The following is a 22,928-nucleotide window of genomic DNA, read 5'->3' as shown; positions in this document are numbered from 1 at the left end:
AATCTTTGGCTCTTTAATTCACTTTGGAGCTTACACAGTCCAATCCTGTGTTATTAAGTTTGGAACTTTGCTAAAGTCGCTAGTATTGCAAGTCAATAATACTAAGCTCCGTGAAAGTGCAATCGAAGCTATTCTTAAATCCATCGTGGCGATGCGAACTCTTTGCGATCGTAACCCTTCAAATATGGCTACTGCTCCAGCATCAAATGGTAAAATTGGTGCTGCCGAAAACCCCCGAATTATTTCCATTAGCAGAGTATATCCCCGAACTACATCACCAGGTGTTTAGGAACGAGTAATAAAGGTATGAGCACCAATTACTTGCTCATGGAAACTAACAATAGAAAAAGCGAAATCTGTAGCCTGATGCTGGGCAATATGAGCAGCTAATACTAAAAACTCTGTTCCTGAACGTCTTTGAAGAAAACTGATATGGTCTGTGTCCAGTAGATATCTCACAGTTGCTCGCCAGTCTCTTCTGTAAATATGTCAGCGTGGCGTAATGACCGACCATACTCTAAAGCTTCCAAAAATGCTGGTTCATCAGAGATTGAGCCAATAACCTTTTCCAGCCAATTATTAGACGTAGGCGCATCAATGACTCGATGTTTGATATCTGCAACTGTTTGTTCAAGAGTCGCTAAACGTTGTTCAAAATTTGCTTCATCTAACATAATTTTCTTTGAGACTTTAGTTTCAATGGTAATGCTTATCCGCGCCTGGACAACGCGGATGAGCATTTTGTCCATCACAACAAACTAAGGTTAGGTGTAGCTGTGGTTTTAGTCTGGTAAGCATTTTTGACACCAACCCAGTTACTAGCAATTGGCATTCGCCAACCGGTTCCAAAAGCGCGATCGGTGATTTTCAATCCGGGGGGTGCTTGTCGCCGTTTAAATTCAGCCCGCGCCACCATTTGGATTACTCGGTCTACAATTACCGGATCGTGACCTGCTGTAACAATTTGCGCTGCTGATTGGTGGTTGTGAATCAGGCGTTGCAAAATATCGTCCAAAATTTCGTAGGACGGTAGAGAGTCTTGATCCACTTGACCTGGTTTGAGTTCAGCGCTGGGTGGTTTAGTCAACACGTTTTGCGGGATGATTTCATTATTGCGATTTAACCAATTGCAAAGTGAATATACACGGGTTTTAGGAACATCTGCAATTACTGCTAACCCGCCATTCATATCGCCGTAGAGGGTACAGTAACCGACTGCCATTTCTGACTTGTTACCGGTAGATAGGAGGAGATAGCCAAATTTGTTAGCGATCGCCATTAATAAATTACCCCGAATTCGGGACTGTATATTCTCTTCTGCCAGTCCAAACTCAGTACCTGCAAACAAATCACCTAATGTTTGATCAAAGCCTTGCATTAACTCCCCAATTGGTAAAAGATTAGTCTTAATCCCCAAATTTTCGGCTAATGCCACAGCATCACTAATGGAATGCTCCGAACTATAAGGGGAAGGCATGAGAACACCAAGGACATTTTCTTTACCAAGTGCAGCAGTTGCGAGCGCTGCTACTATTGCAGAGTCAATCCCGCCACTTAAACCCAACACTACTTTAGAAAAGCGACACTTGCGAGCATAATCTCGCACTCCCAAAACCAAAGCTTGCCAAATTTCTTCATCTTCCGATTCATATGCAGGTGCTACAGAACCCAACTGCAAATCCCGTTGCGCCTCGTCAAATTCGACTACCACTAAATCAGTGTCAAAGCCACGGGTGCGACACATAATTTCACCTTGACGATTCAAGGCAAAACTGCGCCCATCAAAAATTAGGTCATCATTTCCCCCAACCTGATTAGCATAAATAATCGGTTGTTGAAAACGGACTGCACTATACCTAAGCATTGTTTCGCGAAACTGCTGCTTGCCGACAGTGTAGGGGGAAGCAGATAAATTTACAATCAAATCTACACCCAGAATTGCTAAGTCAGCAATTGGATTTACTGCATAACTCCGTTTACCCCAAAATTCTTCATCGTTCCATAAATCTTCGCAAATAGTTACGCCAATATGGATATTATCTAGAGTGAAATAATTAGCTTGCAACCCTGCTTCAAAATAGCGACGTTCGTCAAATACATCGTAAGTAGGCAAAAGTCGCTTGTGAAAAACTTGCTTGACCTTGCCATTCTCTAACAAAGCCATGCTGTTAAATAAAGTTTTACCGCCAGTAATAGACGCTTTTAGGTTCTGTTCAACAGTTCCTACCAATACAGCTAAATTTGGTGGTAAATCCTGGGCCAAGTTTTGCAAAGTGATGCCCATCGCTTCCACAAAACTAGGATTTAGCAATAAATCCCTTGGTGGATAGCCACACAAAGAAAGTTCTGGTGTCAACAACAAACGCACACCGCTAGATGCTGCTCGTTGTGCCGCCTCCAGGATTTTTTGGGCATTCAAAAGCAAATCACCAATTGTCGGATTAATTTGAGCGATCGCAATCTTCATTTTTGGTTAGTTAAGAGTTGTTCAATTTTGGATTTTGGTGAAGCAGCGCGTTCTTCTCCCATTCGTGAGAGGCTAGCGCCTGCCGTAGGATGCCCGTTCGCCGTAAGGCGTCCCGTTAGGGAAGGGCTGTAGGGGGTTTCCCCCATGAGCGACTGCACCAAAGCGAAGGGATTGAAGGAGAAATTTAAAATCTAAAATCCAAAATAGGCAGAGTCAAAATTAATTACTTTGGACTTTGGGTAGAGATTGGTTAAATAAACACCAGAGGTTTATCTTTTAAGGGAGCAAAAGCTTCGGCGTCAAACTTATACAAACTAGCTGGACGACCAGCACCTCGTGATACCTTAATTCCGGTATCACATAAAAAACCTAATTTGAGTAGACGCGCCCGAAAATTAGAATAATCGGAAAAGTTGTCACCTAAAACTGTGGCGTATAACTGATATAAATCATTCAAGGTGAACATTTCTGGCAAGACTTCAAAAGCCACCGGGCTATACTCTAATTTATTACGCAACCGCCCATGCCCATAGGCCAGAATTTCATTATGGTCAAAAGCTAATTGCGGCACTTGTTTTACTGGATACCAAGCTATGCCAGTTACGCGATCGGCAATCAATTCGGCTTCCTCAAATCGCACTAGGGCAAAGTAACTAACTGATAGATAACGCACATCATAACTATCGGTTGCTTCCCGTGGATCGCGATTTGGGCCTCCAAATGTATACAGTTGTTCTAAGTAGAGATTGTTTACCTTAATTTTCTCCGCCATAATGCGATAGGCGGCATCTTCTAAAGACTCTCCTCGACGTACTAAAGTACCGGGAAGACTCCAATGATTTAAAAATGGTTCTTGCTGTCGCATTACTAGTAAAACTAACAGCCGATTTTGTACAGTATCTACAGAAAAAATTACATTATCAACACCAACCTTGAAATCGGCCAAAGGTTGTTGGTTTAGCGGAGTTGGTATCTTTTTTTGGGAACGTCCTGGCATTCGTACAAATGCTCTCGATTAATATAGGCAACTACAGGGGCTGTGAGGGCTTTAGAATCTCCATGTTCGCGGTACGCTGTTGAGGAAACATCTAGACCGGTCAGACTAGCGATCGCAATTTTCCCTCCCAGCTTTTGCACTACCTCTGAACTAGACTCATCTATTGCATATCCCGGTCGCGGCACGATCAGTAGTTGCACTTCCTGTAACAAATCTTCAACCCGATACCAACGTGGTAGCTGACTGAGTAAATCTGAACCAATGATCAACGTCAATTCAACGTCTTCACCCCAAGTGACCTTTGCTTTTTCCACTGTTTCCAGTGTTCTGAAGCTACTCAATTCTTGTTCCAAAGCAATATTGTGCCGTGGTGCGTCTATATTCGCAATCAACAATTGCAGCATTGCCGCCCGATGTTCTAAGGGTGTTTGATGGGACTTAAATGGATTATCTGCTGCCCAAACCGCTACCCAATCATAACGCTTAGACAACCAACTTAGAATTTCTTCATGTCCAGCAGTTGGTGGATCGGCACTCGTTCCAAACAAAGCAATTCTCATCATCTTACTTTGCGTCCTTCTCTACGAGACGCTGCGCGAATGCGTCCTTGGCGGTTCGTTTCTTAGTTTCTTCAGTCAACACCCGTAACCCTTCAGAAATCTCCACCTGCACCGCCATAGGATGATCCAAACGCCGTGTCTGTTGTGGCAAACTAGCAACTGAGGCGGCGGTACGCTGACGAATTGTTGCCAAAGATTCCAGTGGTTGCACCCGTTCACCTTCTTGCACTACCAACTGCAACAAAGATTCTTCGTCCAGAGGACTTTCACCTAAGAGTCCCAACCTATCTGCTTTTACCTTACCTCCCGTAAACGAGCGAAAAATCTGCTTGCGCCCTGGATAAGTAACCTTACCACTCGACTGCTTCATCACTGGGATACCATCAATGTCTACAAGTTTATAGACTCCATTTACAGGCGAACCTGTAACTAGTCGCGTTCCCAGTCCGTAACCATCAATTTGGGTCCCAGCGGCTTTTAACCTGGCAATTTCCCACTCGTCCAAGTCACCACTAGCAAAAATTGGCACACCAGGAAGGAGCGATCGCACCTCTTTTGATAAGGTAACTAAATCTCCTGAGTCCAATCTCACTCCTGTTAATTGCATTTCCCCAGAATTTACTTTTTGGGCCAAGCGCTGGGCAGCAGCAACGGTATCGTAGGTATCAATCAGCAATGGCGCACCCGGAAAATATCGATGAAATGCACTAAAAGCTTGTTCTTCAGTGCCTTCTATTGCTGACAACGCCATCACCAGGGCGTGTGCCATCGTACCACTTGGCTGTTGTCCCAGTTGTAGCGCTGCTAACACATTGGAAGTGGAATCTAAGCCACCTGCCAACGCCGCCCGCGCCGCCCACAAAGACCCTTGCGGACTAAATGCTCGTCTTGTCCCAAATTCTAAAAGTGTTGCTGACTCCCCCGCTACATCCCGCACCCGTGCTGCCTTTGTGGCAATCAAAGTCTGGTAATTAATCGTATTCAGGAGGTAAGTTTCCACTAGTTGCGCTTGCCAAAGGGGTGCTTCCACCCGCAACAGTGGCTGATTGGCAAAGACGGCTGTCCCTTCCGGTACTGCCCAAACATCACCCGTAAACTTTCCCTCAGCTAAAAGTGACCAAAAGCGATCGCTAGCATGAGCAAAAATTTCCGTCGCCTGTAATGCCACAATTTGCGACGGATTAAAGCGGAATTTGGCTAAATATTCCAATGCCTGCGTCAGCCCCATTGCAATTAAATAACCAAAACCCTCTGGCAAACGTCTTACAGACAATTCAAAGCTTGCCCGTTGTTGTTCTATACCTTCGCCTGTGTAACAAGCTGCCATCGTCAACTGATAAAGATCGGTCAGCAAGCTGTAGTCATCCGCACAGAAGTTTAGTTCCTGGTTCTGCTGGCTTTGCTGTTTATGTACATAGTCCAAATCTAAGAAAGTTGTCATGCAAGAGTTTCCTTACAAGATGCTTCTTCTATATTATGGTAATATTTACCATAAATAATGTCAACTCCTAGCAGGTATATTTCAGAGATTGCTGTGTAACGGTAGGTTTATAGGTAACATTAATCCTAGCTTCATACAATATTTAATCCTTCTTAATAGTAAAAGCTAGCAATAATGTTATCTTAACGGCCGGCTAATGAAAGAAAATAATATCTTGCCAAGGCAAGGCAAGTTTGCCAGCCTCCTTCCCAGACAGGATTTGGAGAAATAGATAAGTTTCAATTAGAATGAAAAAGAAAAGTTAAACTTTTTGACTAACTAAAGTATTGCGAAGTTATCTGAATAAACATTGCATATATTCTCAATATATTGAGAATTGGAGCCAGTCGAAAATATCAGCATTAGAGTATAGGTATCACAATTAAAGCGACTCGAAAAAAGGAGTCCAATATTATGGCTATTTCCAAAATAATTGCGAACATAACCCAGTATATTTCTGAAGCTGCAATGCGGATTTTTGGCCCTACAGATGATGCTTATCCTTCTATTGGCGTACAACCTTTTACAGGTGAGCCTTACGATAAGCGGACAGATGATACTTAATAGGTGCTGAATATAGGAATCAAACTTGAATAATGATTTTTGAAAATCGTAAGATTAAGATCCCCGACTTCTTAGAGAAGTCGGGGATCTCGTTGTTCATTAATAAACCTTTTGCAAAAGTCAAAAAATCAGGAATGTCATTCTATTCCCGCAGCGTTACCGCAGGGTACGGAACGGAAGGTGCAACTGGTACAATTAGGGAATATCATCTAAATCCTGTGGTAGTAGGAAGGGGTGTATGTATTCAAATGAACCCTGGATTACCAACTGTTGAAGCTACGATATGTTTGTGGAAGGATAATGCTTTGTACAAAGAAGTTACTGATTTACTTCTTGAGGGTTATTCGTCAAGAAAAACGTGTTTGGTTAGTTGGACTACTTATCGCGAGGGTCTGGCAGCTATTGATTATGTAACCTGCTACAATGGTTGAGTTGATGGGGAGTATTATCTCCCGCACCTCTCAATTAGATCCGGACGTGCCCATTTCTGTGCATCCGGCTCCCGATGTTCTTAGCTTGCGCTTTTGCTGATGTGCTTGTAATGGTGGCAACTCTCATGAATTGCTTCAAGATTATTTTTCTCCCAGTTGGCGTGATTTCCGTCGATGTGATGCAAGTGAACTCGTTCTTCATCGATGAACTTTAAGCCGCAGGATGCACATTTATGGTTTTGCTTCTTAAGAGCTTTAGAGGTTTTGCCGCCATAGAGCTTGCTGTTACGTTCGCTCCAGTAAGTGATGTCTCCGTTGAAAGGTGATTTTTCTCCTTTGACAAGGACGTGTTTATTTTCGGAGTAAGGAACTGCTGGAAACGCTTTATCTACCAATTGTTTGGTAGAATAGCGGTTCTGTTTGCTTTCCTTGTTAAATACCTTATAGGCTCTTTTTTGGATGTGATGCAGGGAGTTCCTGGAACCGTCCATTTTGCAGAACTTATGGTAATTTCTCCATCCTCTGACTACCGGAGCTAGTTTCATAGCCTTTGTGGTAGTACCATAATTCGAGTTGTTGACACTGAGGGATTTCCGCTGCTTGTCTAGCCTACCTGGGGTTCGACTGCCCCAAGACCCACAGTTCGTTTTTATTCGTTCCCTCGGAGAGATTGATGAGCCACTGCGTTGCGGGGGTTCCCCCCGTTGTAGCATGTGGCGTTGTTCCGTTAGGTGTAGCCAATTCAACCACTGGATTCCTTGGACTCTTACCGCTGTCCATTAAAAAAACGCCGCGGGAATTAGCTCCTGTGGAGTCAGGTTTTTAGACGTTGCGTCCTGCTCTGAAATAGGTTGCTTTTCTAGGCTCGATTTCACCGTAGGAACTCCCTGTTAGCGCCAGTGTCAACCCGCAACGGTCATCTGGTTGCCCCTGTTCCCAGCTTCACTCTACAAGAAACCAAGCTTGTTCGGTGTCCGCAGATAAGGAGTCAAATCTGAGTCTGATTGGCAGGGCTTTCACCTGCATCTGACCGAGAGTTCAGCCTTGGTGACAGTAATCTGCTGTCGGGCTGGATTAGTTATTTACGGACTGGCTACCGAGATTCACTAATCAACGAATCGCACTCAATGTTTTCACAGTTGAAACCAAATACAGGCTTTGAGCATTTCAACAGCGGATTAACATCTGTCAAGATAAAATTGATGGCGTGAATAGTTATTTAGGCCAGTAGTTTGCCAAAAGAAGGAATGCGGGGAAAGGTGTTTTATCCTTTCCCCTTTAATATTTCACCAGCCCAAACCCAGCAATTTTGTGACTTCTTACCTCATCTGAAAGCCCAGGAAAAACCTAACCCCCTAACCGCCTATGAATTATGCTCAATATAAGAGCGGAGAGCAGAGTTGATTAGAGATTCGTAGCTTTTTCCTTTGCTTTTAAACCAATCCAAAATATCTTGATCTAGTTGAATGAATGTGGCTTCTTGGCTAACAGGTTTTACTATTTTGGCTGTTTCCCAAAATTGCTGATCTAATTCAGGAATATCTGAAGTATCAATCGCTGTATCAGCGATATTTTGGAGTTCTTTAAGTCGATTGGGCGAGATACTCATAGTAGGTTCTCCTTTCTTTGGGGGTGGCTTTTCGGGCAGAGATTAATCGAATTTTGCCGTTTCTGTCTGTATGAGCAACGGTAATAATTACAACACCTTGGATTGAGCCAATACTAATTTCTCGAATTTCTTCATAGTCGTAGCGTTCATCAATTGAGGTGAAAACAACACCGTCAAATATTTGTGTAGCTTCTTCAAAACTAATGCCATGTTTCTGGATATTTTGTTGGTTTTTATTTTTGTCCCATTCAAATTTCATTCAACTATACATAATCCATATAGAGTCAAGTGTAATAAATAAGATAAGGGCGTGAGTTTTTTCCTCACGCTTTTTTATTTAAACCTTTTTACCACAGGCTGCTAAAAGTTCTAGAATGACTCCATTTGTCCAGCCGAAGCCAACTTCGTTAGAACTATATCCAAAGCAGATTTCGTCGGAAACGTTGGCAGAACAGCGTTCAACATCATATTTCTCGACTAGGGTGTTGTGACGCCCGAATTCTTTAATTACCATAGCTAGGAATTTATTGGCAATGCGATCGCCTTCTGTATGATACCCATAGCGGTGAAGTCCCTGGACGGCAATTAACGTCAATGGTGCCCAGCCAAAGGGAGCATCCCACTGGTTGCCAGTGACACGAGTACTGGTAAAAATTCCACCTGGGGCTTCAAACAAAGAGAGATTTCCCACGACGCGTTTGGCTTGAGTTGGAGAAGCAATTCCCAACCAGAGAGGATAGAACGTGGTAGCAAATTCGTAGCGGCGGCGTTTTCCACTCTGGAAGTGATAGTCCAGATAAAGTCCCTGTTCTTCATCCCAGAGAAATTGATCGATGCGATCGCGGCGGATATCTGCGCGATCGCTCCATTTTTGTTCCAATTGTTCGTTCCCCAGAATATGCTTAATTTGCGCCATGTCTTGTTCAACCTGATACAGCAAACTGTTGAGGCACACAGGAGCGTAGTGGAGGATATCAGCACTGAAAGGGCCAAATCGGTTGGTGATATCAAAACCAGACTCGCGCATGGTGCGATCGCTCTTATAAAATAGTCTGGTCAGTTCGTCAGTTTCCTGGTTGTAATAAAGACTAACGTCATAATCCTCAACTTCAAAAGTTTTAAAGTACTCCTTGACGCGATCATAGTGGCTTTTCCCCTGCTCATCCCGCTCGGAGAACACAACTTCTGGCGCGGGTCCTTCCCCAAGAGCATAGAATCTAGATAAGCCTGTTGCGGAATTTAGGTGGGGCGGTACTACCCAGTAATAGTAAAATTGCTCTAGCAGCGGTACAATTGACTTTAACCACTCTTCATCCTGGGTGTGCTCGAATAATGCCAAAACCATCATGCTGAGGACAGGAGGCTGCGATCGCGACAGCATGTAGGTCCGGTTGGAATTGAGGATGATCCCGTAATTCTGCACCTGGTACAGCAGTTGGTCTACTTGGCTTTGCGCTAACTCTAATTCCCCATCGTGCAGAAGTCCCAGTAATATAAAGTAGCTGTCCCAGCCATACATTTCATTAAAGCGACCACCTGGTACGACATAAGACCCTGGTAGGTACAACAATCCGTGATCTTTAATCGCCTCTACTTCAGGTGGCAAAGTGCGAATTTCCAGGCATTCCATATCCTTGGGAGATAGCGATCGCTCCAACACACTTTGAACCTTGGGAGAATCTTCTAAGGGGGAAATGTAGACAATCCAACAAGTATCTTTTTTGTGCTCTAGTTTGGTATCCCTTGCAGATTGTAATAAGTGTTCATGCGATCGCGTTAAGGTTTTCCACGTTTTTTTGATATGGGCCCGCAGGGTATCAATCTGCGTGGTGGTAAACGCTGGAGTTTGGATAGAAGATGGAGTGGTCATAGTATCATTTTCAATTTGACAGGGTGTTGAAGAGTTCGGATTTTTTTAACGCAGAGAGAAGTATGAACGGCGGCTTTTGCCGTTGATGCGAAGCGGTTTCTCGTCAGACATCTGAACTTATCCTAAGCGACACACTGCGCGAATGGTTGTAACGCAGAGGTTTTACGGCGTTTTCTCTGGGCGAGACAGATTTCTTTTTTTATCGGACTTAGGCAGAATAGATCCCCGCCTTTTAAGGGGAGCGGGCGCAGTCTTCTCCCTACAGCCCTTACTCAAGACAGGAGACGCTGTTCGCGTTCGGGCATCCTACGGCAGGCGTTAGGCTGTGGCTAATGTGAGAAGGGGAGCCACTCTGCCTTAACTGGGGTTTCCCCAAGTAGAGGAGCTAGCCGTATAGGTGGTGGCGACTTGAGCGAACTAGCGTCAAGTGGCGTGAGACGATACCGCCATAGCGCAGCCTCAACTCTACCAGAGGCTTTGCCAACGAGTTCGCGGTCTGAGGGTTTCCATGCCAGTTGCTAACAAGAGTGGCGTTTCCTCTTCTAGGCTAGCGCCTGCCGTAGGATGCCTGTTCGCCGCAAGGCGTCCCGCTAGGGAAGGGCTGTAGGGAGAAGACCGCGCCCACTCCCCAACGCAGTGACTCCCCATGAGCGACTGGCGTGGGGAGTGAGGAATCGAGGCTTCAGGTTTTCAGTGCGTAAGTCCTGTTTTACTCGGCACTACTAACTAACAGAGCAACTGGAAAATGGGTGAGGGCTGCTGCGATAGATAATGTTTCTGTAACCTCCAAAGGTTGCTGAGTTAGGACGTTTTTCAAGGTGAAGGGAGTTCCAGGGGGTAATTGCAGGTGCGTATCTTGCCAAACTGATTCGCCCAAGGGGTTGTCTCCAGGCTGGATGAGGCTAGTTAAAAAGCGAGGCGCGATCGCGATCGCTGTTTGATTCCCTTCCCGCCGCGCAAAGGCGATAATATGATTGGCGTAGGTTCCCTGAACTTCTAGTGGCAGATAGTCACCGTCCTGGAATAATGAGACATAGTTTGTTCTGGCTTGGAGTAATTGAGCCGTTAAAAATAGTTTGATTCTGCCGTCTGTTTTGTCGTTCAGCAACTCCTGAATTAGTCCGATAATGTCTGTTTTTACTTGTTCGCGGATGGCGCTTAAGTAAGTACGTCGCTGTTCAAAATCCACGGGACGGCGATTGTCTGGATCGACTAGGCTTAGTTCCCAAAGTTCCGTTCCCTGGTAAAAGTCGGGTACGCCGGGTACGGTAATCTTCAGCAGAGTTTGGGAAAGGGAATTGAATATACCATAGTCTGCAATTCGCTGTTGAAAGGGACGAAAGGCTTCTAGAAATTCCCCGGAGATCGAAGGGTCGAGTACCTTGTCAATAAAGGAGGTACAAGCCTCTTCATACCTGCTATCAGGTCGCAACCAAGCTGTGTGGACTTTCGCTTCTCTAATTGCCTTAATTATATAATCTTTCACCCGTTCCATGAAGGATGCATATTCATCTTCTGCAAAGGGAAATGCCCCTACTAGAGTTTGATAGATAAAATACTCATCGTTGCGATCCGGCATAGCAAACCCGTGGCGTACACCGTAGGGGTTGGTGAAGCCCTCGCTACGATATCCTTGATTCATGGCGCTCCAAGTATTTACCTGCTGTTCCCACTCATCGGGGATTTCTGACAGGACATTCAACCTGGCGCGCACATCTTCGCCGCGTTTGGTGTCGTGGGTGGCTGTGGTGTTCATTGTATGAGGCCAGGTTGCTTGGTGCTGTTGGTTAAAGGCATGAAATTTGGCTGCTGAAATCCCAAAATGACCAGGATTACCTCCAACTTCATTCAGCGAAAGCAAGCGATTGTAAACATATAATGTGGTGTCTTCTACGCCTTTTGCCATCAAAGGCCCGCTGTATTGTTGCATCCGCAAGACAAAATATACCCATTGTTCGCGTTCTGTTTGAGTAAGAGAATTATCAAACTCTAGCAGCATTAACTTTTCAATAAAGTTCAATTCATGATATAACAGGGGCGTTTGTTCTTTGGCTTGGTCAATTACTTCTTGAATAGTAGCGCGATCGCTATCTCCAATTCCATCGGGCGTAATGTATGTCCGATAAATCGGGAACTGTGTTAAAACTTCAGCGATCGCTCTTTTGAGTCCATTCAGTGTAAAATCATTGCCATAGCGATATTTGCTGGAAATATTCTTTAACAAAAGAGCCAGATTGTCGATATCTCCTGCTAAATTCTTTTCCAGTATCAGGTACTTTTTATCTTTCACCACCGATGCATAATCTACTCTGGAACCGATAAAGTTCTGGTATATTTTATCGAACTTCGATTTATTTTCTGTTTGACAAAATATGCCATTTACATAGTTCAAAAAGTCATATCCAGATGTCCCTTCAATTGCCCAATTTTCCGGTAAATCTTCGGTGAGTTCTAAAATCTTCTCCACCGTGATATAAACATCACCTGTCTTTTCCCGCAGCCTTTCGAGGTACTGGATTGGGTTATAAAGTCCATCAATATGGTCAACTCTTAAACCTGTAAATGTGCCTTCTTCAACCAGCTTTTGAATTAAGTTATGGGTGTTATTAAAAACTCGCACTTCTTCAACTTTAACGGAAATCAGTTCATTGACAGTAAAGAAACGGCGGTAATTCATTTCCTCCGCCCCAACTTTCCAATAGGAAAGACGGTAAAACTGGTCATTCAGTAAATCATCTAGGAGGTTAAAGCTTTCTGAATTGCCTGGTTCTCCGTTGAAAGTTTGGATATTTTCGTCAATGAACTCACGGATAACATCGTTTGTGGTGTAGAGTTCCCAAACCAATCCTTTAATAAATGCAATTTGGTCTTGTCGCTGTTTTCCCCCAACCTCTGAGGGCACACTTTTGAGAATATATAGAATCCCCAATAGCTTAATAAAATCGGGGTGATTGCGTCCCAGTGTGCGCGTGAGTTTACCCAGATTCTGAGTGATAACTTTTGTGTAAGACTCTAACCGCAACGGCAGTTTCAAGCTGTAATAGTTTACAGTTAAACCGTTTTGTTCATATTGCAGTTGAATATCTCCATTTTCCAAGGACACACCGTAGAAATCTCCCAGTAGCGGTGCTAGGATTCGCTCTTGGCGATCGCCAAAGGGAGCATTCCAAGAAAGGTCGAAGTAGTCGGTATAGCTGGAATCTGGCCCGTATTCTAAAATATCTATCAAGTAAGGGTTTTCGCTGGTATAGGCCATGTGGTTTGGCACAATATCTTGTAACCAGCCCATACCAAGGGATTGGACTTCGCCAACTAATGCATCAAAGGACTCATTAGTTCCCAGTTCTGGATTAAGTTGATTGGCATCTACTATATCGTAGCCATGCGTACTCCCGGATCGTGCCTTGAAAATGGGAGAGGCATATAAATCGGAAATGCCTAAATCTGCTAGATAAGCTGCGATCGCTTTAGCGTTGTCAAAGCCAAACTCAGGTGTAAACTGAATTCGATAAGTTGCGGTAGGAATTCGCATATTTTTTTGTTTCTAGTGAGAGGTAGGGAAGTAGCAAGTGGAGAGTTTGAGCCTTTGAGGTCGGAAGTCGAGCCTTTGAGGTTGGAAGTTGAGCCTTTGAGGCTGACAGTTGAGCCTTTGAGGCTGACAGTTGAGCCTTTGAGGTCGGAAGTTGAGCCTTTGAGGCTGACAGTTGAGCCTTTGAGGTCGGAAGTTGAGCCTTTGAGGTCGGAAGTTGAGCCTTTGAGGTCGGAAGTTGAGCCTTTGAGGTCGGAAGTTGAGCCTTTGAGGCTGACAGTTGAGCCTTTGAGGTCGGAAGTTAAGCCTTTGAAGCTGGAAGTCGAGCCTTTGAAGCTGACAGTTGAGCCTTTGAGGTCGGAAGTTGAGCCTTTACAGCGATTTAAAAATGAATAGACCAATAAGATAACCTCACTTCTATTCTTCTCTGCTACAAGGCTACGGTGTACACACAAGTCCTTTCTGAACGCAATTTTTGGTTAAGTCTCATACACTCCTGAGAAACCTCACCCTGGTCTTGCTACGCAAAACCTTCCCTCTCCTTACTAAGGAGAGGGATGTCCGATAAGACAGGGTGAGGTTTTTCTTTTGTTTTGGGTAATTCGATGACTTGTGTGTACACGGTAGCTGCTACAAGGAGATAGGCTTTGAATCTCCCCTTCCCTACTAGGGAAGGGGGTGGGGGGTTATATTTAGCTTTTGTGCTTCATTTAGCTGAAAACTTCTGTAAGGCTTGAAAGTTCAAGTTCTAACTTTTCCCTTCATTCCCTTTCATACAGGACTATACTGGTAGCTTTTATTTTCACTTCTTGGCCCACAGACAGATGTTCAGCGGCTTCAGAACCTGGCCCAGACCATGAGGTATCTGCTGAGTCTAATAGCTTATGAGCATTATGCCCAATTGGCAAATTCACTGTCATTGGAGACGAATTGAAATTCATCACAAATATTAGTTCAGTTGATTCGCACCAACGACGCACAATGACCAACTCCTTCTCTTTATCGCTAGTCGCTTGGATGAAATTGCGGTCTTGATTCAAAAGGGCTGGATGCGTCTTGCGTAAATTAATTAACTGGCGATACCAATCCCACAGAACTTTGTGCTTACCTTCATTGCGTAACTGCCAATTGAGTTTAGACTTTAGGAAAGTTTCTGCCGATTCCGGATCTGGGGGATCATCTGCGTAGTGAAATGCTTCAAATTCTTCTTTGCGTCCGGCTCGAACTAATTGAATTAAATCAGGATCGGAGTGACTGACAAAGTAAATGAAGGGTGCTGTTTCTCCGTATTCCTCTCCCATGAACAATAGGGGTAAGTTGGGCGACAGCAGCACAGCGGCGGCGGCTAACTTTAATCCTTCAAAAGAGATCCGCTGGGTAAGGCGTTCTCCTTTCATTTGATTGCCGATTTGATCGTGATTCTGAATGCAGATTGTAAACTGTGATAAAGGGCGATCGCGGCAAGATACGCCATGAAACCGCTTACGATGTGGTGCGTACTTCCAATCGTAGACAAAAGTATCTTCATAAGCTTTCGCCAACTGAGCAGTTTGCCCAAAATCTTCATAATATCCTTGGCGATCGCCTGTCAACAGTGTGTGTAATGCATGGTGGAAATCATCACTCCACTGGGCGTCAATTCCATATCCCCCCAATTCTGCCGGACGAATTATTTGCGGATTATTCTGGTCACTTTCAGCAATTAAATGGCGTTTCCATTTTTGCCCTTGTTGTGAGAAATGATGAATTGCTTCTCCCAGTTCCCATAAAAAATGCTTTGCCCCTAAGTCGTAAATTGCTTGAACGGCATCTAGCCGCAATGCATCAATGTGAAACTCGCGCAACCAGTACAGCGCATTTTGAATAAAATAGTTTCGCACACCCTGACTATAGGCATCGTCAAAATTTAGCGCATCGCCCCACGGCGTTTTATAGGTTTTAGTAAAGTAGGGCGCGAACTGCGCCATATAATTACCTTCTGGGCCAAAGTGGTTATACACGACATCCAGCACTACGGCGATATCGTGTTGGTGGCAAGCATTTACCAGTTGCTTCAGGTCAGCTGGGCTACCGTAGGAATTTTGGACAGCATAAGGGTAAACGCCATCATAGCCCCAGTTGCGATATGTCAAAGAAGCTTCAATATGGGTATCTCCCGGAAACTGGGAGATGGGCATGATTTCAATGGCGTTAATTCCCAGTTCCCTCAGTTCCGGTAAGCGGGAAATGATGGCGGTGAAAGTTCCTTCAGGCGTGAATGTCCCAACGTGAAGTTCATAAAAAATCAGCGACTCCACAGGAATGCCAGTCCACCCTTCATCAGTCCACTCAAAGTGTTGATCGACAATTTGAGACGGTCCATGTACCCCTTCAGGTTGATACTGCGACGCTGGATCAGCAAAGGTATCTTGACCATTCAAGACATACTGATAAAGCGTGCCTGGATAGACATCGTTGACTTTTATCTGCCAGTATCCCTCAGACTGAGGCTTGAGAGGAATTAACTGCGGTTCTGGCGTCAAAATTTTTACAGTGACGCTATCTAGTAGCGGAGACCAAACTGTAAACTCACACTCTCCGTTACCCAAGTAGTTAGCACCAATTCTCACGCAGTATCCTCCCATCAGTTCAGTTTGTTGTGCCGAATTGTGGCGCGATGGCGTACCCGCCCTTTCCGGTAGCGATAAGCGAAGCTTAAGCCTTCTCCTTCTCCCAAAGGGAGAGGCTAGGCCAATGGAGACGCTAGCGCGAACGGCTATCGCAAATGTCATTGATTGTACAATGTTTACAAACACGCCAGATAGCATAATGGTTGGTCTTGCAGACTTTTTGCTAGCACCTGAAGGCGGATTTTTTACCAAAACGAATTCTGTCTAATGACAAATTTAGTTAGAAGCCCCCTCGTTAAGAGTCTCCGACTGGGAATGCTTTTCATGGGGCTGCTGCCTCCCAAATTCGCGGCACTGCAATGAATAGCATTTCTAGCTAGAAGCTAGAAACGAGGTTTTAAAGGGGTTTTGGCTTAAGTTGATTGACACCAATGACACCTATACGTCCTTACGGCTTGCAGCTACCATCAACACAGTATGACGATTCATAGGTATTAGAACGCTTACCGAAGAGTGCATAGCGGTTATCGCGGATTTGTTCGTAAAAGCGATCGCCTGCCCACTTTATCCCCGGTAATGCTCGATAAGCGTCTACAAATATACTTCCTGCTGGCAATAACCGCCCAATTTCTTCTGCGGCGTTACTACCTTGCCAACGTCTTTGAGGTTCATTGGCATCAATTAAAATCATCCCCTGTTCACAGTCTTGGGCTGTTATTCCCCATCGTAAAAGTGTCTGCTCATCTTGCATAGGAGCGTAGCGAAACAGCTTTCCTTGGTCTAAAGATTCTAGCGATCGCACTAAGGTAACGCAGAGATTACAATTTCCGTCGTAGATTACGTAGTAATTCATAAAAATAACGGGTCTTTGGCAATTGACTTGTCAAATGTATTTCAATACAACTTTGGTATTCTAGCTTAGAAAACCGTGGCGATCGCTCTGTCCTCACCGAAGCAGTGCTAAGTAATCCGATTCACCTCAGCCAAAACAAAATTTGATTTGTTAAATATGCATAATATCGTCGAGTTTCAGTTGTAAATTTGGCAAGATATCAGAAGAAATAGTATCCCCTAAGCGATATTGTTCCTGCTGGTACACACCGTTAACTAACTGACAAACGGTGAATGTGGGTTGTTTGGGATTACCGATAAATTGCAAACCACCCAAGCCACGAAAGTCCACAATCCAATATTCTGGAATATTAAGAAAAGCGTATTCTTCCACTTTTATTGCATAATCATCTTGCCAATTTGTGCTTACAACTTCAGCAACAAGCTTGACTGTACTGCCGTTACAAATAATAGGTTCTTTTTGCCAGAGCGGTTCTTTACTAAGTTCGGCTTTATCTAAAACAATTACATCAGTACGCAGCGCTGTGGCTTCAGCAGCAGGTAATTTTATCAGACAAGTTTTTGGTATTAGCCAGTTGAAATTAGAACTAAAAATTTCCACATAGATTCTACCAGCAATACTACCAGCAACAGCTTCGTGTGGCCCTGTAGGTTCCATGTCTCTTAGTTGTCCGTCTATTAGTTCGTAGCGTGTATTATCACCATATTGGGCTATAAATTCCTCAAAGGTAAGTAGTTTAGGTGAGGTATAGGTCATAGGTCTTGTTTTGACTTGGACTTTGGCTTATTCTAGCGACTGCCGTTGCAAAGTACAGCAAGGAATAAGAGTTTCAGAGAATTAGTGCGTCAGTCTCATACATTAGTACAGCACGGCGAAAGTTTGCCTACTTTTAACAAGGCGGTTGTCGCATTCATAATGTAAGTCGTCACATTCACAATGTAAATCGTCACATTCACAATGTAAGTCGTCGCATTCACAATGTAAGCCATCGCATTTACAATGTAAGCCATCACATTCACAATGTAAGGCGTCACATTCACAATGTAAGTCGTCGCATTCACAATGTAAGAGGTTGCATTTAGATAGATTAAAAAACTTGTCCTCAAACATCACCCCCGGTTTGCAGTTATCATGCTTTTGGGATGGTATTCGATAGTTTTTTTCATTAATGAGAAAATATTCATGAAATACAAACTCTTGGGCAAAAGCGGGTTAAGAGTATCTGAACTCTCCTTGGGAACCATGACCTTTGGTGAAGATTGGGGTTGGGGTGCATCTGCTGACGAAAGTCGTAAAATCTTTGATGCCTATGTAGAAGCAGGAGGTAATTTCATTGACACCGCCAACGGTTATACCGATGGTAGCAGTGAAAAAATTGTCGGTGAGTTAATTGCTAAAGAACGGGAACGCTTTGTAGTTGCTACAAAATATTCCTTTCCCTTGCAGATGGGTGACAACAAGGGCGACCCTAACGCCAGTGGAAACCATCGCAAGAACTTAATCCAGTCTCTAGAAGCTAGCCTAAAACGGCTGAATACTGATTACATTGACTTATTCTGGTTGCACGCTTGGGATTTCACAACGCCCATTCAGGAAGTTTTGCGATCGCTTGATGATGTAGTCCGTCAAGGTAAGGTACATTACATCGGCATTTCTGACGCCCCTGCTTGGATCATTTCCCAAGCAAATACCATCGCCCAATATCAAGGATGGACGCAGTTTGTCGCCCTGCAAATTGAGTATAGTTTAATTCAGCGAACACCAGAACGTGACTTACTACCGATGGCTAAAGCCTTTGATTTGGCAGTAACGCCGTGGTCGCCCTTGGGTGGTGGTGTGCTAACAGGGAAGTACAATAAACCCAGTCAAGAAGGCGACGAACAGGGGCGAGTTGCGAGTTTGGGGGGAGAGGTTTCTGAAAAGAATTTAGCGATCGCTCAAGTTGTCAGTGAAGTTGCAGAAAAAATTGGACACACACCCTCACAGGTAGCATTAGCCTGGTTACGCGCTCAAAGTGGTGTGATTATTCCGATTATTGGCGCACGTAAGTTAACTCAGTTTCAAGATAACTTAGCTTCTTTAGATGTCAGCCTCTCACCAGAACATTTGCAACGGTTAGATGAAGTGAGTCAAATTGAACTGGGTTTTCCCCATGACTTTTTGCAGAGTGATATAATTCGCGAGCGCCTTTTCGGTGGTACATTCCACAGCATAGAAAACCATCGCAGTTAAGGCAATAGTCATAAATCTTGATACATTCAGGCATTAATTCAATCTATCGTCAGAGAGTTTTGCACAGCCAACCACTATCTGTAAAGTTAGATATAAAAGGCATTAAGTAGAATCATGAGCGACAACACCCTTTCATCACGTTTGTACCCCACCCGCATTGACATTCCCGCGGAAGCGCGAGTGCAAATCGTAGTAATTCTCAACCAAACTTTGGCAGCTACTTTGGATCTGAAAACCCAGACAAAGCAAGCGCACTGGAATGTTAAAGGAACTGACTTCTACCAGCTACATGAATTATTTGATGAACTTGCTGGTGAATTGGAAGAGTACATCGATCTAGTTGCGGAACGCGTCACTGCTTTAGGCGGATATGCCTTAGGAACAGTCCGTTCTGCTGCTAGTGATTCAATTTTGCCAGAATATCCCTTTGATATTTTGGATGGTAAAGACCATGTGACAGCCTTAGCAGATCGCTTTGCACCCTATGCTAAACATATTAGAGAGGCGATCGCTAAAACTAATGACTTAGGTGATGCTGATACCGCCGACCTTTACACTGAAATTTCCCGCACCATTGACAAACGACTCTGGTTCTTAGAAGCTCATCTGCAAGTAGCAGAAATTAAGGCAGAGAATGGCAAAGCGGATACTACTACAACTCAAAAGATACCTGCTGGTGTAATATAAGCACTTCTGAGAGATACGCTTTCTAACTCATTAGTAGTAAGGTGCGTTACGGCTTTAGCCTAACGCACCATTTCATAGGACATCTTGATCGAGAATTGATATAGCAGTCCCAAATCATTTGTAAAATTTTCTCTTTCTACACTTTGCGTCCTTCTCTACGAGACGCTGCGCGAATGCGTCCTGGTTCATTAAATAAAATAATTTTCCACAACTCAGATAGGATTGCTATATATAATGTGTGATTGCTAAAAGTACAGCACGAGCGACCATTAAAAATGCCTTAGCCTACGGCATAACACACCCTACTAGCACGACTGATTTAAATCAAAATCTCACAGTATCTTTTTGGTAAGTACGCCACTTTTAAGTGCGTACTTTTCATTTTATATATACATGCTTTACTATTGAAATAGTTCAAAACAAGGTTGAAGAATTAAAAAATATCTTCGGCAATTGAAGGAAAAATCTAAAATCAAAAATTGACTGACTCCTAACTAAATATTCATTAACAACGAGGTAAATTTATGTCTCAAAATACAATTACCCACTTAATTCACGATCGCAATGCCCGTGGTCACGTTCAAACAGGCTGGCTCGATAGTTATCACACATTTTCCTTCGGTAGTTTTTACGATCCTAACCGTATGGGATTTCGCTCTCTGCGGGTGATTAACGACGATCGTGGGGCCCCTGGTGCTGGATTCCCTACCCACGGTCATCGCGACATGGAAATCCTCACATACGTCTTAGAAGGTGCAGTAGAGCATAAAGACAGCTTGGGTACTGGCTCGATAATTCATCCCGGTGATGTACAGATTATGAGTGCTGGTACTGGAATCAGCCACAGCGAATTTAATCCTTCGCCAACTGAACCACTACACTTGCTGCAAATCTGGATTCTTCCTGAGCAACAAGGATTGACACCAAGATATGAACAAAAAACTTTTCCTCTAGAAGAAAAGCGTGGCAAACTCCGCTTAATTGCTGCTAGGGATGGGCGCGATGGTGCTGTGACAATTTACCAAGATGTTGATTTATACACATCTGTTTTAGAGGATGGTGATGTTGTTAATTATCAAGTCAAACCTGGCCGTTATGCTTGGTTACAAATAGCCCAAGGCATAGTTAACTTGAATGGTGAGGAACTTAGAGCAGGCGATGGTGTGCAAATAAATGGCGAAGAACAGCTAGAAATTAGCACCAACATCGGCGGTGAAATCTTGCTTTTCGATTTGGGTTAATCTTAAGTCTGTAAGGTGAGCATTGTAAGCCCCAGATCCCCGACTTCTTTGAGAAGTCGGGGATCTTGTTTCTGCGCGTTTGATTTAGAATTGCTAGTCGGTTTTTAAGCATAGCAACAAATTGAAAAAACACAAATTGTCTACAAAGAATCACCAAGGGAAGCAACTCAAACTCTGATAACTGAAATTCAAATTCTGCTTGACAATCTCACCCCAATTACCAACTACGGCTATTAGCACGGTGGATACAATTACACTTATCAACATCAAATTGTGGGTGCATTAGTCAAAACTAAAACAACTGCAATTCAACTGGTACTGTAAGCAGCAACTATGGTTTGATTCCAGAAGCGAACAATTAAATATGCTGATGGTCGCTACAATAGCCGTAAACTCAGCCAGTTTATCAACCAGTGTTTGGATAAGCGCACTTACTACAGTATCAGTTTTTCGGATGTTGGCTATACCTACAAAGTCGGACAAACCTCAGCAGATGATTAGATAGGGGTGCGATCGCCTCTGGCGGGCGGTTACGCCATCGCAAAGCGAATTTGAATACAATCCTTAGAAAGAGCAGCAGAAATATAATGTCCAAAAAGTCCGATTCGCAGTTCCAAAATCTCTTTGCTTCACCCAAATCAACTAATTGGGACGAAAGATTAGCCCAAATCGCCTATCGCTTTAACCGAGAGTATCAAGGTGAAACCTTTGAACTCCCAACCGAAGTCCAGGCGATGCCGATATTTGGCGAGTGGATTGCAGGTAGTTTCTCAGGAAGAATTGCTTCTCCTTTTTGGGAAATTGCTAAACCTCAAAAAAACCAGCACTGTTTAGATATCGGCTGTGGTATCAGCTTTTTAATCTATCCTTGGCGGGATTGGCAAGCATATTTTCATGGGCAAGAAATTAGTAATGTGGCGCGTGATACCCTTAATTCCCGTGGGCCGCAGTTGAATTCCAAGCTATTCAAAGGTGTTGAGTTGGGAGCAGCTCATCAGTTAAGCTACTCATCAGAGCAGTTTGACCTAGCGATCGCAACAGGATTCAGCTGCTATTTTACACTCGAATACTGGGATGCTGTACTGATAGAAGTCAAGCGGGTGTTAAAACCAGGTGGACATTTTGTGTTTGACGTTCTCAATCCAGAACAGCCTTTGGCGGAAGATTGGGCAGTTCTGGAAACCTATTTGGGGGCTGAGGTGTTTTTAGAACCTTTGGCTAAGTGGGAAAAAACGATTAAGGCGGCTGGTGGTAAAATAGCAACGCACAAATCAGGGGAATTATTCGAGTTGTATAAGGTACGGTTTTAAAAATACTGTTACTCAGGCATAAGTGGACTTGATGGATCTAAAGAAGTTGTAAAAACAAAATAGATTACCCCAGTTCCGAGAATCATCACGGCGAGACTAAACAGCAGCACCCAACGGTCTGTTGGTTCATAAGTATCTTCTTCGATATCACGACGGACTGCGAAATAGTGTCCTGTTGAGAGCCACACTGTGATTAAACCCACCAGCGAGAAGACTAAACCTAACTTCCAGCCATTGCCGGGACGGGGTATCAAAGGTACTTGGAAAGCACGCAAACGCACGATGACGACACCAAAACCTAAAAGAGCGATCCCTGTCCGCATCCAAGCGAGGTAGGTACGCTCATTTGCCAAGTGATCTCGGATTCGGGACGGATTTAGTCGTCCTGGCTTTTTTTTATCTTTATCTTCTTCTGTAGATTCCAATTTTAACTGCATGAATAACACCCTTATCCCCAAAGCGGCTCTTATTAAAAAAATGCCGAGGTAA

25 protein-coding genes and 1 pseudogene are annotated in these 22,928 nt (G+C 43.9%); 7 read left to right on the top strand and 19 right to left on the bottom strand.

The features are described from left to right. Positions 1 to 30: 30 nt before the first annotated feature. The 8 genes from V7K40_RS02785 to V7K40_RS02750 form a co-directional block, all read right to left on the bottom strand. Positions 31 to 249 carry a type II toxin-antitoxin system VapC family toxin gene (locus V7K40_RS02785; RefSeq protein ID WP_334956499.1) on the bottom strand — a complete coding sequence of 73 codons (219 nt, stop codon included), beginning with the start codon at positions 247 to 249 and terminating at the stop codon, positions 31 to 33. A gap of 36 nt (positions 250 to 285) precedes the next feature. Beyond that, on the bottom strand, positions 286 to 459 hold the full coding sequence (locus tag V7K40_RS02780; protein WP_334956497.1) for a hypothetical protein: 174 nt from the start codon (positions 457 to 459) through the stop codon (positions 286 to 288). Further along, complete coding sequence (locus tag V7K40_RS02775) at positions 456 to 740, bottom strand: transferase hexapeptide repeat containing protein (RefSeq protein WP_334956495.1); 285 nt, start codon at positions 738 to 740, stop codon at positions 456 to 458. Before V7K40_RS02775 ends, V7K40_RS02780 begins: the two co-directional genes overlap by 4 nt. An 8-nt stretch (positions 741 to 748) precedes the next feature. After that, on the bottom strand, positions 749 to 2,467 hold the full coding sequence (locus tag V7K40_RS02770; RefSeq protein ID WP_334956493.1) for an NAD+ synthase: 1,719 nt from the start codon (positions 2,465 to 2,467) through the stop codon (positions 749 to 751). After that, positions 2,464 to 2,613, bottom strand: a complete 150-nt coding sequence (locus V7K40_RS02765; protein WP_334956491.1) for a hypothetical protein — start codon at positions 2,611 to 2,613, stop codon at positions 2,464 to 2,466. Before V7K40_RS02765 ends, V7K40_RS02770 begins: the two co-directional genes overlap by 4 nt. A gap of 104 nt (positions 2,614 to 2,717) precedes the next feature. Beyond that, positions 2,718 to 3,464, bottom strand: coding sequence for an NUDIX domain-containing protein (locus V7K40_RS02760; protein WP_334956490.1), 747 nt, complete (start codon positions 3,462 to 3,464; stop codon positions 2,718 to 2,720). Continuing rightward, complete coding sequence (locus V7K40_RS02755; protein WP_334956666.1) at positions 3,425 to 4,024, bottom strand: nicotinate-nucleotide adenylyltransferase; 600 nt, start codon at positions 4,022 to 4,024, stop codon at positions 3,425 to 3,427. Before V7K40_RS02755 ends, V7K40_RS02760 begins: the two co-directional genes overlap by 40 nt. Positions 4,025 to 4,028: 4 nt before the next feature. Next, positions 4,029 to 5,465, bottom strand: a complete 1,437-nt coding sequence (locus tag V7K40_RS02750) for a nicotinate phosphoribosyltransferase (RefSeq protein WP_334956488.1) — start codon at positions 5,463 to 5,465, stop codon at positions 4,029 to 4,031. 453 nt (positions 5,466 to 5,918) lie between these two features. On the opposite strand from V7K40_RS02750, the gene V7K40_RS02745 reads away from it, so the two are divergent. Beyond that, positions 5,919 to 6,068, top strand: a complete 150-nt coding sequence (locus V7K40_RS02745; RefSeq protein ID WP_334721861.1) for a nicotinate phosphoribosyltransferase — start codon at positions 5,919 to 5,921, stop codon at positions 6,066 to 6,068. A 32-nt stretch (positions 6,069 to 6,100) separates the two neighbouring features. Further along, complete coding sequence (locus V7K40_RS02740; protein WP_334956486.1) at positions 6,101 to 6,499, top strand: hypothetical protein; 399 nt, start codon at positions 6,101 to 6,103, stop codon at positions 6,497 to 6,499. Between the two features lie 80 nt (positions 6,500 to 6,579). Here V7K40_RS02740 and V7K40_RS02735 read toward each other — a convergent pair. The 6 genes and pseudogenes from V7K40_RS02735 to treY form a co-directional block, all read right to left on the bottom strand. Continuing rightward, a pseudogene (locus V7K40_RS02735) lies at positions 6,580 to 7,080 on the bottom strand (group II intron maturase-specific domain-containing protein); the annotation flags it as partial. A gap of 782 nt (positions 7,081 to 7,862) precedes the next feature. Beyond that, the gene (locus tag V7K40_RS02730) at positions 7,863 to 8,108 is read right to left on the bottom strand and encodes a BrnA antitoxin family protein (RefSeq protein ID WP_334956484.1); all 246 of its coding nucleotides are present in this window, start codon (positions 8,106 to 8,108) and stop codon (positions 7,863 to 7,865) included. After that, a complete protein-coding gene (locus tag V7K40_RS02725) occupies positions 8,083 to 8,367 on the bottom strand; it encodes a BrnT family toxin (protein WP_334956482.1) in 285 nt (94 codons plus the stop codon). Before V7K40_RS02725 ends, V7K40_RS02730 begins: the two co-directional genes overlap by 26 nt. A gap of 78 nt (positions 8,368 to 8,445) precedes the next feature. Next, on the bottom strand, positions 8,446 to 9,978 hold the full coding sequence (locus tag V7K40_RS02720; protein ID WP_334956479.1) for a trehalase family glycosidase: 1,533 nt from the start codon (positions 9,976 to 9,978) through the stop codon (positions 8,446 to 8,448). 465 nt (positions 9,979 to 10,443) lie between these two features. Continuing rightward, entirely contained in the window at positions 10,444 to 10,626 is a 183-nt protein-coding gene (locus V7K40_RS02715) for a hypothetical protein (RefSeq protein WP_334956477.1), read from the bottom strand. 61 nt (positions 10,627 to 10,687) lie between these two features. Then, positions 10,688 to 13,510: a malto-oligosyltrehalose synthase gene (gene treY / locus V7K40_RS02710; RefSeq protein ID WP_334956475.1), complete on the bottom strand. Its 2,823-nt coding sequence runs from the start codon at positions 13,508 to 13,510 to the stop codon at positions 10,688 to 10,690. A 6-nt stretch (positions 13,511 to 13,516) separates the two neighbouring features. Here treY and V7K40_RS02705 point away from each other — a divergent pair, with 6 nt between their 5' ends. Then, entirely contained in the window at positions 13,517 to 13,903 is a 387-nt protein-coding gene (locus tag V7K40_RS02705) for a hypothetical protein (RefSeq protein WP_334956473.1), read from the top strand. A 365-nt stretch (positions 13,904 to 14,268) separates the two neighbouring features. On the opposite strand, the gene treZ is transcribed toward V7K40_RS02705, so the two are convergent. The 4 genes from treZ to V7K40_RS02685 all read right to left on the bottom strand — a co-directional run bounded on the left by treZ (position 14,269) and on the right by V7K40_RS02685 (position 18,075). Beyond that, complete coding sequence (gene treZ / locus V7K40_RS02700) at positions 14,269 to 16,116, bottom strand: malto-oligosyltrehalose trehalohydrolase (RefSeq protein WP_334956664.1); 1,848 nt, start codon at positions 16,114 to 16,116, stop codon at positions 14,269 to 14,271. Positions 16,117 to 16,564: 448 nt separating this feature from the next. Beyond that, positions 16,565 to 16,969 carry a DCC1-like thiol-disulfide oxidoreductase family protein gene (locus V7K40_RS02695; protein ID WP_334956471.1) on the bottom strand — a complete coding sequence of 135 codons (405 nt, stop codon included), beginning with the start codon at positions 16,967 to 16,969 and terminating at the stop codon, positions 16,565 to 16,567. A gap of 150 nt (positions 16,970 to 17,119) precedes the next feature. Beyond that, the gene (locus V7K40_RS02690) at positions 17,120 to 17,725 is read right to left on the bottom strand and encodes a Uma2 family endonuclease (protein ID WP_334956469.1); all 606 of its coding nucleotides are present in this window, start codon (positions 17,723 to 17,725) and stop codon (positions 17,120 to 17,122) included. A gap of 95 nt (positions 17,726 to 17,820) precedes the next feature. Next, positions 17,821 to 18,075: a hypothetical protein gene (locus V7K40_RS02685; protein WP_334956467.1), complete on the bottom strand. Its 255-nt coding sequence runs from the start codon at positions 18,073 to 18,075 to the stop codon at positions 17,821 to 17,823. A 76-nt stretch (positions 18,076 to 18,151) separates the two neighbouring features. Here V7K40_RS02685 and V7K40_RS02680 point away from each other — a divergent pair, with 76 nt between their 5' ends. From V7K40_RS02680 to V7K40_RS02665, 4 genes are all read left to right on the top strand, one after another. Beyond that, positions 18,152 to 19,201, top strand: a complete 1,050-nt coding sequence (locus V7K40_RS02680) for an aldo/keto reductase (RefSeq protein ID WP_334956465.1) — start codon at positions 18,152 to 18,154, stop codon at positions 19,199 to 19,201. 114 nt (positions 19,202 to 19,315) lie between these two features. Next, a complete protein-coding gene (dps, locus tag V7K40_RS02675; RefSeq protein ID WP_334956463.1) occupies positions 19,316 to 19,888 on the top strand; it encodes a DNA starvation/stationary phase protection protein Dps in 573 nt (190 codons plus the stop codon). A gap of 524 nt (positions 19,889 to 20,412) precedes the next feature. After that, on the top strand, positions 20,413 to 21,129 hold the full coding sequence (locus tag V7K40_RS02670) for a pirin family protein (protein WP_334956461.1): 717 nt from the start codon (positions 20,413 to 20,415) through the stop codon (positions 21,127 to 21,129). A 587-nt stretch (positions 21,130 to 21,716) separates the two neighbouring features. Next, a complete protein-coding gene (locus V7K40_RS02665; RefSeq protein ID WP_334956459.1) occupies positions 21,717 to 22,439 on the top strand; it encodes a class I SAM-dependent methyltransferase in 723 nt (240 codons plus the stop codon). Between the two features lie 8 nt (positions 22,440 to 22,447). On the opposite strand, the gene V7K40_RS02660 is transcribed toward V7K40_RS02665, so the two are convergent. Further along, positions 22,448 to 22,876 carry a DUF202 domain-containing protein gene (locus V7K40_RS02660; RefSeq protein WP_334956457.1) on the bottom strand — a complete coding sequence of 143 codons (429 nt, stop codon included), beginning with the start codon at positions 22,874 to 22,876 and terminating at the stop codon, positions 22,448 to 22,450. Positions 22,877 to 22,928: the final 52 nt, after the last annotated feature.

Source organism: Nostoc sp., from assembly GCF_036917195.1.
In the GTDB taxonomy this organism is placed as follows: domain Bacteria; phylum Cyanobacteriota; class Cyanobacteriia; order Cyanobacteriales; family Nostocaceae; genus Nostoc.
This window is presented reverse-complemented; position numbering and strand designations above follow the sequence as displayed.

Coding starts and splice junctions, on each gene's coding strand:
- V7K40_RS02785 (WP_334956499.1), bottom strand. CDS start 249: ATGGAAATAATTCGGGGGTTTTCGGCAGCACCAATTTTACCATTTGAT.
- V7K40_RS02775 (WP_334956495.1), bottom strand. CDS start 740: ATGCTCATCCGCGTTGTCCAGGCGCGGATAAGCATTACCATTGAAACT.
- V7K40_RS02770 (WP_334956493.1), bottom strand. CDS start 2,467: ATGAAGATTGCGATCGCTCAAATTAATCCGACAATTGGTGATTTGCTT.
- V7K40_RS02765 (WP_334956491.1), bottom strand. CDS start 2,613: ATGGGGGAAACCCCCTACAGCCCTTCCCTAACGGGACGCCTTACGGCG.
- V7K40_RS02760 (WP_334956490.1), bottom strand. CDS start 3,464: ATGCCAGGACGTTCCCAAAAAAAGATACCAACTCCGCTAAACCAACAA.
- V7K40_RS02755 (WP_334956666.1), bottom strand. CDS start 4,024: ATGAGAATTGCTTTGTTTGGAACGAGTGCCGATCCACCAACTGCTGGA.
- V7K40_RS02750 (WP_334956488.1), bottom strand. CDS start 5,465: ATGACAACTTTCTTAGATTTGGACTATGTACATAAACAGCAAAGCCAG.
- V7K40_RS02745 (WP_334721861.1), top strand. CDS start 5,919: ATGGCTATTTCCAAAATAATTGCGAACATAACCCAGTATATTTCTGAA.
- V7K40_RS02740 (WP_334956486.1), top strand. CDS start 6,101: ATGATTTTTGAAAATCGTAAGATTAAGATCCCCGACTTCTTAGAGAAG.
- V7K40_RS02730 (WP_334956484.1), bottom strand. CDS start 8,108: ATGAGTATCTCGCCCAATCGACTTAAAGAACTCCAAAATATCGCTGAT.
- V7K40_RS02725 (WP_334956482.1), bottom strand. CDS start 8,367: ATGAAATTTGAATGGGACAAAAATAAAAACCAACAAAATATCCAGAAA.
- V7K40_RS02720 (WP_334956479.1), bottom strand. CDS start 9,978: ATGACCACTCCATCTTCTATCCAAACTCCAGCGTTTACCACCACGCAG.
- V7K40_RS02715 (WP_334956477.1), bottom strand. CDS start 10,626: ATGGGGAGTCACTGCGTTGGGGAGTGGGCGCGGTCTTCTCCCTACAGC.
- treY (WP_334956475.1), bottom strand. CDS start 13,510: ATGCGAATTCCTACCGCAACTTATCGAATTCAGTTTACACCTGAGTTT.
- V7K40_RS02695 (WP_334956471.1), bottom strand. CDS start 16,969: ATGAATTACTACGTAATCTACGACGGAAATTGTAATCTCTGCGTTACC.
- V7K40_RS02690 (WP_334956469.1), bottom strand. CDS start 17,725: ATGACCTATACCTCACCTAAACTACTTACCTTTGAGGAATTTATAGCC.
- V7K40_RS02680 (WP_334956465.1), top strand. CDS start 18,152: ATGAAATACAAACTCTTGGGCAAAAGCGGGTTAAGAGTATCTGAACTC.
- dps (WP_334956463.1), top strand. CDS start 19,316: ATGAGCGACAACACCCTTTCATCACGTTTGTACCCCACCCGCATTGAC.
- V7K40_RS02670 (WP_334956461.1), top strand. CDS start 20,413: ATGTCTCAAAATACAATTACCCACTTAATTCACGATCGCAATGCCCGT.
- V7K40_RS02665 (WP_334956459.1), top strand. CDS start 21,717: ATGTCCAAAAAGTCCGATTCGCAGTTCCAAAATCTCTTTGCTTCACCC.
- V7K40_RS02660 (WP_334956457.1), bottom strand. CDS start 22,876: ATGCAGTTAAAATTGGAATCTACAGAAGAAGATAAAGATAAAAAAAAG.